Raw genomic sequence first — 12,177 nt, forward strand, 5'->3', positions numbered from 1 at the left:
GGATCAGGGATCAGGGATCAGGGATCAGGGATCAGGGATCAGGGATCAGGGATCAGGGATCAGGGATCAGGGATCAGGGATCAGGGAAAGTGGTGGCAGGCAGGGCCATGCCGGGCAAGTCCCAACCGGGGTCAGCCTGGTAAAAACTGTGCTCGATGCGCGAATCGCCATCCCGCGGCGTCTGAGATGGGACGGGGGGTGCACAAGACGAAACCCTCCGCACCCACGGGTGCGAAGGGCTGTGTCTGTCCCTCGGATCGGCCATTCGGCCTTGGTCCGGTCAAGGTCCTGCGCTGCCGGCCCCGCGGGGCCGCAGGGGTCAGGCGGCGGGCGCGGCCGCTTGTGCCTTGGCGATCTCTTTCTTGACCTTCAGCGCGGAGGGCGAGAGATCCTCGTCCTTCGCCTTGGCCAGGAACTTGTCCAGGCCGCCCCGGTGATCGACGCTGCGCAGGGCCGACGCCGAGATCCGCAGCTTGATGCCACGGCCCAGCGTTTCCGACTGCAGGGTCACATCGTTCAGGTTCGGCAGGAACCGGCGCTTGGTCTTGTTGTTCGCGTGGCTGACATTGTTGCCAGTCATCGGGCCTTTCCCGGTCAGTTCGCAACGGCGCGACATGGTGTATCCTCTGTCTTGCGGCGCGGCATCTTCGCCCGGCGCCAAATAGAAAGAGCGCCGCCAATGGCCGCGCCCGAAATTCGGTTCAAGGTCCATATGGGGAATCACCGCGCCCGTCAAGGCCCGCGCCCCGGGATCGCGGCGGATTTCCGGACCGGCACCGGGACGGGACGGACCGGCGGGACCGGGGTGCAAAATTCTCACCGAGAATTTTGGCAAGAATTTCCGGGAAATTCTTGGGTCCGGCCCGGATCAGACCGCCGTATGCTGGCCCGAGAGCGTTTCGAGCATTTCGCGCGCCGCCGCGCCCGGGGTCACCCGGCCCTCGGCCACCGCCTGCCCCAGCCGGTCGAGCGCCGCGCGCGCCGTCCCGGTCTCCAACTGCGACAGAAGCGCGTTGCGCACCTCCTGGTCGAACCAGTAGCGCGCCTGTTCCGCCCGGCGACGCTCCCACCAGCCCGCCTCGCGCCGCCAGCCGATCAGCGCCTGCATCTCGTCCCAGGCTTCGGTCAGCCCCGTCCCGGCCAGGGCCGAGACCATCATCGCCTTTGGAAAGCCCTGCGGGTCCTGCGGCCGCTTGCGCAGCAGCCGCAGCGCGCCGGCATAATCGGCGCAGGTGCGCGTCGCCGTGGCTTTCAGGTCGCCGTCGGCCTTGTTGATCAGGATCAGGTCGGCGATCTCCATGATGCCGCGCTTGACGCCTTGCAATTCGTCCCCGCCGGCGGGCGCCAGCAGCAGCACGAAGAGGTCCGACATCTCGGCCACCACGGTTTCCGACTGGCCGACGCCGACCGTCTCGATGATCACCACGTCGAAGCCGGCCGCCTCGCACAGCGCCACCGCCTCGCGCGAACGCCGCGCGACGCCGCCCAGTTGGCTTTGACTGGGCGAGGGCCGGATGAAGGCATCCTTCTCGCGGCTGAGCCTGTCCATCCGCGTCTTGTCGCCCAGAATCGACCCGCCCGAGCGGGCCGAGCTGGGATCCACCGCCAGCACGGCCACCCGCAGCCCCTGGCCCAGCAGCATCATGCCGAAGGCCTCGGTGAAGGTCGACTTGCCCACGCCGGGGGTGCCCGACAGCCCGATCCGGATCGCCTCGCGCCCCGACCCGCGCAGGCGTTCGAGAAGCTCCCGCGCCTGCTCGCGGTGATCGGCCCGGCTGCTTTCGACCAGGGTGATGGCCCGGGCAAGCGCCCGCCGATCGCCGGTCAAAATTCGGTCAGACAGCTGTGCAAGGTCCATGAAGGCTCCATATCTGTGTGATGTGTCATGCCTTGGCCGGCGGGCGGTTGTCCAGTCCGGTCCGAACCGGCGCCGTCCATGGGCCGCATGGGCGATGGCACGGGTGACCACGTGACCATCGGAGCAGCAGATGACCCGCAGACCCGCCCCCATCCCCGCCCGCCCGGGCCGTGCCCTGGCGCTCGGCCTGCTCTGTGCCGCCCTGGCCGCGCCGCTGACGGCCCAGACCCGCACCGACGCGACCTTCGTGGCCAAGCTTTACGGGGCGACGCTGGCCACGATCACGATGGCCGGCCAGACCTCGGGCAGCGCCTATTCGGTCAGGGCGGAACTCAGCACGCGCGGCATCGTCAGCGCGCTGAGCAACACCAGCTACCGGGGCGATGCCTCGGGGCGGATCAGCTCGGGCCGGTTCCGCCCGGCGCGCTACGACGAGACGGTGGTGGAAGGATCGGACCGCAAGGTGGGCGCGCTGGTCTGGCGCGCAGGCCTGCCGCAGCCCGAAGGCTACATGGCCGAGGAACGCCAGGACGATGCGCTGCCGATCTCGGGCCAGGGCGATACGGTGGATCCGCTGACGGCGATCTTCATGGTGCTGCGCGACCAGTCCCCGGAAGAGGTCTGCCCGCCGCTGCGGCAGTTCGTCTTCGACGGCGAGCGGCGTTCGGTCGTGGAACTGACGCGCACCTCCGAGACCGCCGACACGATCACCTGCGCCGGGCAGTTCCGGCGCGTGGCAGGCTATCCCAAGGACGAATACGACAAGCGCCGCAAGGTCTTCCCGATCGAGCTGACCTACACAAGGTCGGGCGACGTGATGCAGGCGCAGGTGATGAAGCTGCGCACGGATTACGGCCCGGCGACGCTGGAACGGCGGTAAGGCCGCGACCCGGTCCGGACCCGCAGCGCCCTGTCGATCAGCACCCCATGGGGGCGCCCGCGCCCAAACCTCTGGTCAGGCCGGGCGGGCGAACCGGGGTGGGTGGGCGGGAGGTTGGCCCGCCCGGCCGTCGCGCCACCGCCCGGCGGCTGGACCTCGCCCTTCCATTTGCCGATAAGGCGGACATGCACCCGCCCCTGCCCATAGACGCCGTCCTGCCTCAGCTGGTCTCGGCCATCGCCACCTCCGGCCGCGCCGTGCTGCAGGCGCCGCCGGGCGCGGGCAAGACCACGCGCGTGCCGCTCGCGCTGCTGGAGGCCGGTGTCGAGGGGCGTATCCTGATGCTGGAACCCCGTCGCCTCGCCGCCCGGGCCGCCGCCGAGCGCATGGCCGAGGCGCTTGGCGAAGGCGCGGGCGACACCGTGGGCTACCGGATCCGGGGCACGACAAAGGTGTCGAACCAGACCCGCATCGAAGTGGTGACCGAAGGCATCCTGACCCGGATGCTGCAATCCGATCCCGAGCTGCCCGGCGTCGGCACCGTGATCTTCGACGAATTCCACGAACGCTCCCTGCAGGCCGACCTTGGCTTGGCGCTCTGCCTCGAGGTGACCGAGACCCTGCGCGAGGATCTGCGCCTGCTGGTCATGTCCGCCACGCTTGACGCCGGCCCGGTGGCCGAGCTGATCGGCGCGCCGGTGGTGACGTCGGAAGGGCGCGGCTATGCCGTCAGCGAACACTGGCTGGACACCGCCCTGCCGCCAAGGACGCGCCGGCCGCAGGCGCTGGCCGACCTCATCCTGCGGGCCGAGGCCGAAAGCCGCGCCATGGGCGGCGCGATCCTGGCCTTCCTGCCCGGCGAGGGCGAGATCCGGCAATGCGCCGCCGCGCTGCAGGGCCGCCTGCCGGGCGATTGCGAGATCCGGCCGCTTTATGGCGCCCTGCCCTTTGCCGAACAGCGCGCGGCGCTGGCGCCGCTGGACCGCGGGCGCAAGGTGGTGCTGGCGACCTCGATCGCCGAGACCTCTCTGACCATTCCGGATGTGCGCGTGGTGGTCGATGGCGGTCAGGCCCGGCGGTCGCGGTTCGATCCGGGCTCGGGCATGGCGCGACTGGTGACCGAACGGGTCACGAGGGCCGAGGCGGTGCAGCGCGCGGGCCGCGCGGGCCGCGTGGCGACAGGCGTCTGTTACCGGCTCTGGACAAAGGGCGAGCATGGCGCGCTGTCGGCCTATCCCCCGCCCGAGATCGCGGCGGCGGATCTCGCCGGCCTGGCGCTGGACTGCGCGGTCTGGGGGACGGGGCCGGAGGATCTGGCCTTTCTGACCCCGCCGCCCGAGGGCGCCTATGCCGAGGCGCGGGCGCTGCTGGCGATGCTGGATGCGCTGGATGCCGAGGGGCGGATCACGGCCCATGGCCGGGCGCTGGCGCGGTTGCCGCTGCATCCGCGGCTGGCGCATATGCTGATCAAGGCGGGCCCGTCGGCAGCGCCGCTGGCGGCCCTGCTGGAGGAGCGCGACCCGCTGCGCGGTGCGCCGGTGGACCTGTCGCTGCGGCTGGAGGCGCTGCGCGACCCGGCCCGGTTCGGGCGCGAGCGGCCCCATCAGCTCAACCGCCCCACGCTGGACCGGATCCGGGCCGAGGCCAGGCGGCTGGCCAAACGCGCCGGCGGCCGGGACGCCGGGCTGGAGCCGGCGGAGATGGCCGCGCTGGCCTATCCCGACCGCGTCGGGCAGCGGCGCAAGGGCGAGGCGCCGCGCTACGTGCTGTCGGGCGGCAAGGGCGCCGTGCTGGACGAGGGCGATCCGCTGGCGGCATCGCCGTGGCTGGTGGTGCTGGACACCGACGGCAACCCGCGCGAGGCGAAGGTGCGGCTGGCCGGCGCCATCACCCAGGGGCAGATCCGGGCGCTTTTCGCCGATCAGCTGGTGGCCGAGGACAGCTGTGCCTGGTCGAAGCGCGACCGCCGCGTGGTGGCCCGACGGCGCGAGATGCTGGGCGCGGTGGCGCTGCGCGACGAGATCTGGAAGGACGTGCCCGACGACGTGGTCGCGCGGGCCATGCTGGACGGGGTGCGCGAGCTGGGCCTGCGGCTGGAGGGCGCGGCCGGGCGGCTGGCGCGGCGGGTGGAACTGGTCCGGGCGAGCGGTCAGACCTCGGGGGCCGATCTGCCGGATTTCTCCGAAGCGGGGCTGATGGCGGGGCTGGAGGACTGGCTGCTGCCGATGCTGACGGGCGTGCGGAGCGCGGAGGACTGGAAACGCTTCGATCCGCTGCCGGCGCTGCAGGCCGCACTTGGCTGGGACGGCAAGCAGGTGGTGGACCGGGTCGCGCCGGGGTCTTTCGTGACGCCGCTGGGGCGGAAGGTGGCGATCGACTATACCGACGAGGGGCCCGAGATCGCGCTGCGGCTGCAGGAACTGTTCGGCGTCACGCACCACCCGCAGGCGGGCGGCGCGGCGCTGAAGATTTCGCTGCTGTCCCCGGCCGGGCGGCCGGTGCAGGTGACGCGGGACCTGCCGGGGTTCTGGGCGGGATCCTACGCGGATGTGCGCAAGGACATGCGGGCGCAATACCCCAAACACCCCTGGCCCGAGGATCCGACACGGGCGGACCCGACGCTCAGGGCGAAACCGCGGAAGTAGGCAAGACTTTCCCGGAAAGTCTTGGCAAAGATTTCCGGGAAATCTTTGTTACACGCCCAGGCACCAGCGCATGATGGCCTTCTGCGCGTGCAGCCGGTTCTCGGCCTCGTCGAAGATCACCGATTGCGGGCCGTCCATGACCTCGGATGTGACTTCCTCGCCGCGATGGGCGGGCAGGCAATGCATGAAGAGCGCATCCGGTTTCGCCTTCGCCATCAGCCCCGCGTTGACCTGGTAGGGCCGCAGCAGGTTGTGCCGCCGTTCGCGCGCGGATTGCGCGTCATGCATGGACACCCAGGTGTCGGCGACGATCAGGTCGGCGCCTTCGACGGCGGCCTCGGCATCGCGCGTGATCTCGATGGTCGAGCCCTTCTGCCGCGCGAAATCCACGAACTCCGGCTCGGGGTCCAGCACCTGCGGCCCGGCGAAGGTAAGATCGAAGCCGAACTGTCCGGCGGCATGCAGGAAGGAGGCGCAGACATTGTTGCCGTCGCCGCACCAGACCACCTTCTTGCCGGCGATCGGACCGCGATGTTCCTCGAAGGTCATCACGTCTGCCATGATCTGGCAGGGATGGGTGCGGTCGGTCAGCCCGTTGATCACCGGCACGTCGGCGAATTCCGACATTTCGGTCAGCACGGTTTCGTCGAAGGTTCGGATCATGATCAGGTCGACATAGCGCGACAGCACGCGGGCGGTATCGGCGATGGTCTCGCCATGGCCCAGCTGCATGTCGGCGCCCGACAGCACCATGGTCTCGGCCCCCATCTGGCGGGCGCCGACATCAAAGCTGACGCGGGTCCGGGTCGAGGGCTTTTCGAAGATCAGCGCGACCATGTGGTTCTTCAGCGGCTGGTCCGCGTCCGGGGCGGCATGAAGCTCACCGGCGCGGGCGGATTTCATCGCGGCGGCCTTGTCGATCATGCCCCGAAGCTCGGCCGGGTCGGTTTTGTGGATGTCTAGGAAATGGTTCATGGCGTATCTCGGATCTCGGTCGGGGATGGGGGCTCTGCCCCCGTCAGCCGCTGGCTGACTCCCCCGGAGGTATTTTTACAAAGATGAAGACTCAGGCGTCCTGCGGGGCCAGCGCCGTGGCGGCGGCGTCAAGGCGGGTGACCGCGGCGTCGATCTCGTCGTCCGAGATGGTCAGCGGCGGCAGAAGGCGGATGACATTGTCGGCCGCCGGAACGGTCAGAAGCTCCTGGTCGTAGCCCGCCTTGACCACGTCGACATTCGGGACCTTGCACTTGATCCCCAGCATCAGGCCGGAGCCGCGGACGCTGTCGAAGACCTCCGGATGCGCGGCGACGAGCCCCTCGAGCTTCTGGCGCAGCAGGCCCGCCTTGCGGTTGACCTCGGCCAGGAAGGCGGGCTCGGTGACGATGTCCATCACCTTGCAGCCCACGGCGCAGGCCAGCGGGTTGCCGCCGTAGGTGGACCCATGGGTCCCCGCGGTCATGCCCGAGGCCGCCTTTTCGGTGGCCAGCACCGCGCCCAGCGGAAAGCCCCCGCCGATGCCCTTGGCGACCATCATGATATCCGGCGTGATCCCGGCCCATTCATGGGCAAAAAGCTTGCCGGTCCGGCCCATGCCGCATTGCACCTCGTCGAGGATCAGCAGGATCTCGTTCTCGTCGCAGAGCGCACGCAGGGCCTTCAGCTGGTCGTCGGGCATGGGCACGATGCCCCCCTCGCCCTGCACAGGCTCGACCAGGATGGCGCCGACAGTGTCGGTGATCGCGGCCTTCAGCGCGGCTTCGTCGCCCCAGGGCAGGTGGATGAAGCCCGGCAGCAGCGGACCGAAGCCCCTGGTCATCTTCTCGGACCCGGCGGCGGCGATGCCGGCCGAGGAACGGCCATGGAACGAGCCGGTGAAGGCGATGATGTCGGTCTTCTCGGGCTGGCCCAGATCATACCAGTATTTCCGCGCCATCTTCACCGCGAGTTCACAGCTTTCGGTGCCGGAATTGGTGAAGAAGACGGTATCGGCGAAGGTGGCCTCGACCAGCCTGTCGGCCAGCTCCTGCTGCCGCGGGATCTGGTAGAGGTTCGAGGTGTGCCACAGCAGGTTCGCCTGTTCGGTCAGCACGGCGACCAGCTCGGGGTTGGCATGGCCCAGCGCGTTCACCGCGATCCCGGCGCCCAGGTCCAGGAAGCGTCGACCGTCCGCCTCGATCAGCCAGGAGCCTTCGCCCTTCTCGAAGGAGAGCGGCGCGCGGGAATAGGTCGGCAGAACGGACGGGATCATCGGATCATCCTTCACATGGGTCAGGCCCTGTCAATGCCTCAGCAGGGCCCAAGCGTCAACGATTTGAGGAGAGTATACCCGGTTTTCGGGCAGGATCAGCAGGTCACACCCCGTGCGAGGTGGCGGTCAGGCGCGTCGGCGTCGACGAATGCAATATGTGGCCATGCGGATCATGCCCTGTCCAGTACAGCCATTTCGCTCAGCTGAGAAGCCCCAATCTTGACGACCGAGAGCAAAGGGCGCGGCCCGCCCCTCGCGCGCCACGCCCCTCGTTCTTCTTGGCCCAAATACCTCCGGGGGAGTCGCCCGACGGGCGACGGGGGCAGCGCCCCCAGGCCCTATGCCTTCAGCCGATAGCCCGTCATCAGCATCCAGCGCGCGATCCACACCACGACCGCCGTGGTCAGCCCGCAGATCACCGCGCCCAGCCAGGGCGAGCTGTCCGAGACGCCGATCATTGCGAACCGCGCCCCGTCGATCAGGTAGAAGATCGGGTTCAGATGGGTGATCTTGGCCAGCACCGGGGGCAGCGCCTCGACCGAGTAGAAGGTGCCCGACAGGAAAGCCAGCGGCGTGACGATGAAGTTGGTGATCGCCGCCATCTGGTCGAACTTCTGCGCGTAGATCGCCGCGATGATCCCCAGGCCTCCCATCAGGGTCGACCCCAGCACCACGAAGAACAACGCGGCCAGCGGATGCGCCGGCCAGCTGCCCAGCAGCAGCCCGATCCCCAGGGCGATCACGACCGCCACCGCCAGGCCGCGGGCCACCGCGCCGAACAGGTAACCCAGCGTCAGCTCGGTTCCCGACAGCGGCGGCATCAGCGTATCGACGATATTGCCCTGCACCTTCGCCACCATGATCGAGGAGGACGAATTGGCAAAGGCGTTCTGGATCACCGTCATCGTCATCAACCCCGGTGCCAGGAAGCTGGCGAAGGGCACGCCCATCACGTCGCCCCGCCGCGGGCCGATCGCGAAGGTGAAGATCATCAGGAACAGCCCGGCCGTCACCAGCGGCGCCAGCAGCGTCTGCGTCCATACCGCGCCGAATCGCCGGATCTCGCGCTCCACCAGGGTCTGCAGACCCAGCCAGTTGACACGCCCGAACCGGCGCACTCCAAGCCCCTGATCGCTCATCTGAGATGTCTCCGATTTTCCGTCCGGCTGCGGCCTTCGACCGCGCCCTGCCTTGTAACTCTGGTCGCAGCGACTAAGATAGGGATCTGCATCAGATGTCGAGAGCGGCCGCCGCGGGCGGCCGGCTTTTTTTGAGAAAGGTCGCGCATGTCGTGGACGGACGAACGGGTCGAATTGCTGAAGAAGATGTGGAGCGAGGGGCAGTCCGCCAGCCAGATCGCCAAGGAGCTGGGCGGCGTTACCCGCAACGCCGTCATCGGTAAGGTGCACCGGCTGGGCCTGTCCAACCGCGCGGCCGGGACGGGCCCCGCGCCGGCCGCCGCCGCCACCGCAGCCCCCAAGCCCGAAGCCAAGCCGAAGCCCGCGCCGAAACCCGAGGCCAGGGCCAAGCCCGCCCCCAAGGCGGAGCCCGCCGAAGAGCCCGAGGACACCGGCAGCGAGGAGGTCGAGGCCCGCAGCCCGGCCCGCAAGCAGATCATCCCGGCCGGTCAACCGCTTCCGCCGCAGCCCTCGGCCAACGAAATCAGCCCCGAGGCGCTGGCCAAGGTCTCCGAGGTCGAGAAGAAGTCGAAGAAACTGACCCTGATGGAGCTGACCGAGCGGACCTGCAAATGGCCGGTCGGCGATCCGGCGACCGAGGATTTCTGGTTCTGCGGCCTGCCCGCGCAATCGGGCAAGCCCTATTGCGAGGCCCATGTCGGCGTTGCCTTCCAGCCGATGAGCGCCCGGCGCGACCGGCGCCGCTGAGCCGCGACGCCTCGGCTTGAAGCGCCGCCGGGGCTGTCGTCCCGCCGCGGCGGCCAAAGCGGCAGGGACGCGACTGACACATTGATCGGAACGGTGCCGGGTGAGTCGGCGCCGGCCCATCGGAAGACTGCGGTCCACAGGCTTCCCATCGCCCGTCAGGCAGGATTCGCCGGGCGGTTTGCGTTTCGGCAGCTCTGCCTGCCAGCATCATTCCGCCGGCAGGTCCCCGTGGATCATCACCACGGCCTGGCGTCGGCCGGATCGCCGCCGGATCACTTCACGGGCGCGGCCGAGGTGAATTTCGGGATCGGGCTGGACGAGGCCGGCTCGGGTTCTATCCCGACCCAGTTGCCCTCGGCCAGGTCGATATTGCCGGGGATGTCCTCTTCCCAGAACCCCACCACGGCGTCGGTGATGTTCAGGTAAAGCTTGTCGTCGACGATCCGCCACAGGTTCGGATTGCCCGGCACCTTGCCGCCCTTGGACACGCCATAGGCACAATGCCCGTCGTATTGCGGGGCATATTTCGCCGGGTCGGCCAGGAAGGCGTCGCGGTTCTCCTCGGTGGCGAAGGCGAAGGTGGCGCCGTTGTACTCGGCGGTGATGTCGGCCTTGCCGGGCACGGCGGCCGGCTGCGGCTGGCCCACGGGCACCTGCGGCAGGTCGAAATAGGCGACCACATCGTAGCCCGAGACGGCAAAGCCGGTCCCGTCCACGAACTGGTCGCCGGCGAAGGCGGGGGCGGCCAGGACGGCCAGGGCGAAGGCAAGGGCGGTACGGGTCATTCTCGGGTCCTCTTCATACCTCGGGGCGGCGTGGGTGCTGCGCCCCGGGGTAATCTGAGACATGTGACGCGCCCTGCGAACCCAGCCTCGCGCGGAGGTGACGGGGTCTCAGCCGGCGTGATGGTCCGGTGAACGAATGTTACAGACCGGGGTGTCCCACCGGGTGGCAGCAAGGAGCCGGGCGGCGGGTTGCATGATCCGCAGGGGCCGGGACCAGAAAATTCGACGAATTTTCTCGTCCCCGCCGCATGTCCGCCTGGCCGAGTCAGTCCGGCCCTTGCCGCGCCCCTAGCGCAGGATCGGCGGCTTCGACGGGTCCGAGCCGGGCGCGGGGCGGGAGACCTCGGAAGGCTCCTCGACCTGCGGCAGGTCGAAGCGCAGGCCGACCCGCGCCAGCCGCGCCGCCATCGGCTCCGAGGCCCCCACGAACAGCACGTCCAGCACCCCGGCCTCGATCCCGGAAAACGTCAGCGCCTCGTTCACCGCCCGCGCCAGCGCCGGCTCCGCCCCCGGGCGCGCATCCACGACGCCCAGCACGTGGCCCTGCCCGGCCTCGCCATAGAGCGCCTCGGCCAGGTAGGCGGCATGGGCCAGCCCCCGCGCCGTCGCCAGCTTGGCATCCAGCGCCGTCAGCAGCGCATCGGGGATGCCCGACGGCGGGCGCAGCTCGGTTATGCGGTGCTCGGTCTCGGCCGGCCCATGGCCCAGCGTTTCGGACAGCCAGTCCACCGCCTCGGCCGGGATCAGGATCGACGACGGCGCGACCTCGGGGTTCACCGCCAGCCCGATCCCCTGCCCTGCCAGCATGCCCGCGATCGCGCGGCCCGACAGCGCCGCGTAGGGCGCCGGGCGGCCGGCAAAGCGGGCCAGCCGCTCCTCGCGGTCGAAGGCCAGCACGAACTGCCCCTCGTCCACGGCGAAGGTCTCGGGGCGGATCGACTCTCCCTCCGCCTCGGCCTCCAGCATCAGGAACAGTTCGCTGTCGGCCAGCCTCTCGAAGAAGCGCAACCGCGCGGCGTCGTTCTCGGGCGTGGCCTCCATCGCCGCATGGGCGGTATCCAGGGCGGTCGTCTCGGTCATTGCAGAACCTCTCTCACCCGGGCGCGCAGGGCGGGCAGGACCTCGACCGCGAACCAGGGATTGCGTTTCAGCCAGCCGGTATTGCGCCAGGACGGATGCGGCAAGGGGAGGGCGCCGGGAAAATGGTCGCGCCAGCCGCGCACCGCCTCGGTCAACGGCCCCTTCACGCCCAGATGCCAGCGGATCGCATGGGCGCCGACCAGGACCTTCAGCTCGACGCTGTCCAGCGCCTCCATCACCTGCCCGTGCCAGGTGGCCGCACAGATGGGCGGCGGCGGCAGATCGGCCTTGCGCGCGTCGTAGCCCGGGAAACAGAAGGCCATGGGCACCACGGCCACCCGGTCGCGGTCATAGAAGGTGGCCGCGTCGATCCCCAGCCAGTCGCGCAGCCGGTCGCCCGAGGGGTCGGTAAAGGGCCTGCCCGAGGCATGGACCCGCGCGCCCGGTGCCTGTCCCGCGATCAGCAGCCGCGCGCCCGGCCGGAACCAGGCGACCGGGCGCGGCGCGTGGGCGGTGGCCGTCGCCGCGAAACGGTCGGCGCAGATCCGGCAAGCCCCGATTCGCGCCACCAGATCCTGCGGCGCCGCCTCAGACACGGGGCACCTGTCCGCGCGTCGGAAACAATGCCGCTCCATCCCCGGCATCCGTGCCGAACGTCAGCACCGCGCCAGCCCGGCGTCCGTATGTCCCGGGCCGCGAAAAGCCCGTATGCCCGCGCCCCGACCGCCCTTCAAATGCCACAATTTGCACAACATTCCCTCTATTTCCGGGCGTAAACGCGATATATATCTGTTT

General features: G+C 69.5%; 11 protein-coding genes. 3 read left to right on the forward strand and 8 right to left on the reverse strand.

From position 1 onward, the window contains the following. Positions 1 to 319: 319 nt before the first annotated feature. Positions 320 to 616 (reverse strand): 50S ribosomal protein L28, encoded by a 297-nt coding sequence (gene rpmB / locus ATO3_RS25270; RefSeq protein WP_088652700.1) that lies wholly within the window; start codon positions 614 to 616, stop codon positions 320 to 322. A gap of 252 nt (positions 617 to 868) precedes the next feature. Further along, complete coding sequence (gene meaB, locus ATO3_RS25275; RefSeq protein ID WP_088652652.1) at positions 869 to 1,858, reverse strand: methylmalonyl Co-A mutase-associated GTPase MeaB; 990 nt, start codon at positions 1,856 to 1,858, stop codon at positions 869 to 871. A gap of 130 nt (positions 1,859 to 1,988) precedes the next feature. Between meaB and ATO3_RS25280 the strand changes: the two genes are divergently transcribed. After that, positions 1,989 to 2,738: a DUF3108 domain-containing protein gene (locus ATO3_RS25280; protein ID WP_088652653.1), complete on the forward strand. Its 750-nt coding sequence runs from the start codon at positions 1,989 to 1,991 to the stop codon at positions 2,736 to 2,738. A 185-nt stretch (positions 2,739 to 2,923) separates the two neighbouring features. After that, complete coding sequence (hrpB, locus tag ATO3_RS25285; protein WP_088652654.1) at positions 2,924 to 5,383, forward strand: ATP-dependent helicase HrpB; 2,460 nt, start codon at positions 2,924 to 2,926, stop codon at positions 5,381 to 5,383. A 48-nt stretch (positions 5,384 to 5,431) separates the two neighbouring features. On the opposite strand, the gene argF is transcribed toward hrpB, so the two are convergent. The 3 genes from argF to ATO3_RS25300 all read right to left on the reverse strand — a co-directional run bounded on the left by argF (position 5,432) and on the right by ATO3_RS25300 (position 8,770). Beyond that, the gene (argF, locus tag ATO3_RS25290) at positions 5,432 to 6,358 is read right to left on the reverse strand and encodes an ornithine carbamoyltransferase (RefSeq protein WP_088652655.1); all 927 of its coding nucleotides are present in this window, start codon (positions 6,356 to 6,358) and stop codon (positions 5,432 to 5,434) included. Positions 6,359 to 6,449: 91 nt separating this feature from the next. After that, positions 6,450 to 7,631: an aspartate aminotransferase family protein gene (locus tag ATO3_RS25295; RefSeq protein WP_088652656.1), complete on the reverse strand. Its 1,182-nt coding sequence runs from the start codon at positions 7,629 to 7,631 to the stop codon at positions 6,450 to 6,452. A gap of 338 nt (positions 7,632 to 7,969) precedes the next feature. Next, positions 7,970 to 8,770, reverse strand: a complete 801-nt coding sequence (locus ATO3_RS25300; protein ID WP_088652657.1) for an ABC transporter permease — start codon at positions 8,768 to 8,770, stop codon at positions 7,970 to 7,972. 147 nt (positions 8,771 to 8,917) lie between these two features. On the opposite strand from ATO3_RS25300, the gene ATO3_RS25305 reads away from it, so the two are divergent. Continuing rightward, positions 8,918 to 9,517 carry a GcrA family cell cycle regulator gene (locus ATO3_RS25305; protein WP_088652658.1) on the forward strand — a complete coding sequence of 200 codons (600 nt, stop codon included), beginning with the start codon at positions 8,918 to 8,920 and terminating at the stop codon, positions 9,515 to 9,517. A gap of 272 nt (positions 9,518 to 9,789) precedes the next feature. Here ATO3_RS25305 and ATO3_RS25310 read toward each other — a convergent pair whose 3' ends face one another. The 3 genes from ATO3_RS25310 to ATO3_RS25320 all read right to left on the reverse strand — a co-directional run bounded on the left by ATO3_RS25310 (position 9,790) and on the right by ATO3_RS25320 (position 12,017). Beyond that, positions 9,790 to 10,302 carry a YHS domain-containing (seleno)protein gene (locus ATO3_RS25310; RefSeq protein ID WP_088652659.1) on the reverse strand — a complete coding sequence of 171 codons (513 nt, stop codon included), beginning with the start codon at positions 10,300 to 10,302 and terminating at the stop codon, positions 9,790 to 9,792. Between the two features lie 288 nt (positions 10,303 to 10,590). Continuing rightward, complete coding sequence (locus ATO3_RS25315) at positions 10,591 to 11,382, reverse strand: SseB family protein (protein ID WP_088652660.1); 792 nt, start codon at positions 11,380 to 11,382, stop codon at positions 10,591 to 10,593. Further along, positions 11,379 to 12,017 (reverse strand): uracil-DNA glycosylase family protein, encoded by a 639-nt coding sequence (locus ATO3_RS25320; RefSeq protein WP_088652661.1) that lies wholly within the window; start codon positions 12,015 to 12,017, stop codon positions 11,379 to 11,381. The genes ATO3_RS25315 and ATO3_RS25320 overlap by 4 nt, the downstream gene beginning before the upstream one ends. Between the last annotated feature and the right edge of the window lie 160 nt (positions 12,018 to 12,177).

Origin of the sequence: Marinibacterium profundimaris (genome assembly GCF_002210095.1) — a bacterium.
Classification (GTDB): domain Bacteria; phylum Pseudomonadota; class Alphaproteobacteria; order Rhodobacterales; family Rhodobacteraceae; genus Marinibacterium; species Marinibacterium profundimaris.

Bases quoted from the DNA above. Each gene is read 5' to 3' on its own strand.
- rpmB (WP_088652700.1), bottom strand. From the start codon at position 616: ATGTCGCGCCGTTGCGAACTGACCGGGAAAGGCCCGATGACTGGCAAC.
- meaB (WP_088652652.1), bottom strand. From the start codon at position 1,858: ATGGACCTTGCACAGCTGTCTGACCGAATTTTGACCGGCGATCGGCGG.
- ATO3_RS25280 (WP_088652653.1), top strand. From the start codon at position 1,989: ATGACCCGCAGACCCGCCCCCATCCCCGCCCGCCCGGGCCGTGCCCTG.
- hrpB (WP_088652654.1), top strand. From the start codon at position 2,924: ATGCACCCGCCCCTGCCCATAGACGCCGTCCTGCCTCAGCTGGTCTCG.
- argF (WP_088652655.1), bottom strand. From the start codon at position 6,358: ATGAACCATTTCCTAGACATCCACAAAACCGACCCGGCCGAGCTTCGG.
- ATO3_RS25295 (WP_088652656.1), bottom strand. From the start codon at position 7,631: ATGATCCCGTCCGTTCTGCCGACCTATTCCCGCGCGCCGCTCTCCTTC.
- ATO3_RS25300 (WP_088652657.1), bottom strand. From the start codon at position 8,770: ATGAGCGATCAGGGGCTTGGAGTGCGCCGGTTCGGGCGTGTCAACTGG.
- ATO3_RS25305 (WP_088652658.1), top strand. From the start codon at position 8,918: ATGTCGTGGACGGACGAACGGGTCGAATTGCTGAAGAAGATGTGGAGC.
- ATO3_RS25310 (WP_088652659.1), bottom strand. From the start codon at position 10,302: ATGACCCGTACCGCCCTTGCCTTCGCCCTGGCCGTCCTGGCCGCCCCC.
- ATO3_RS25315 (WP_088652660.1), bottom strand. From the start codon at position 11,382: ATGACCGAGACGACCGCCCTGGATACCGCCCATGCGGCGATGGAGGCC.
- ATO3_RS25320 (WP_088652661.1), bottom strand. From the start codon at position 12,017: ATGGAGCGGCATTGTTTCCGACGCGCGGACAGGTGCCCCGTGTCTGAG.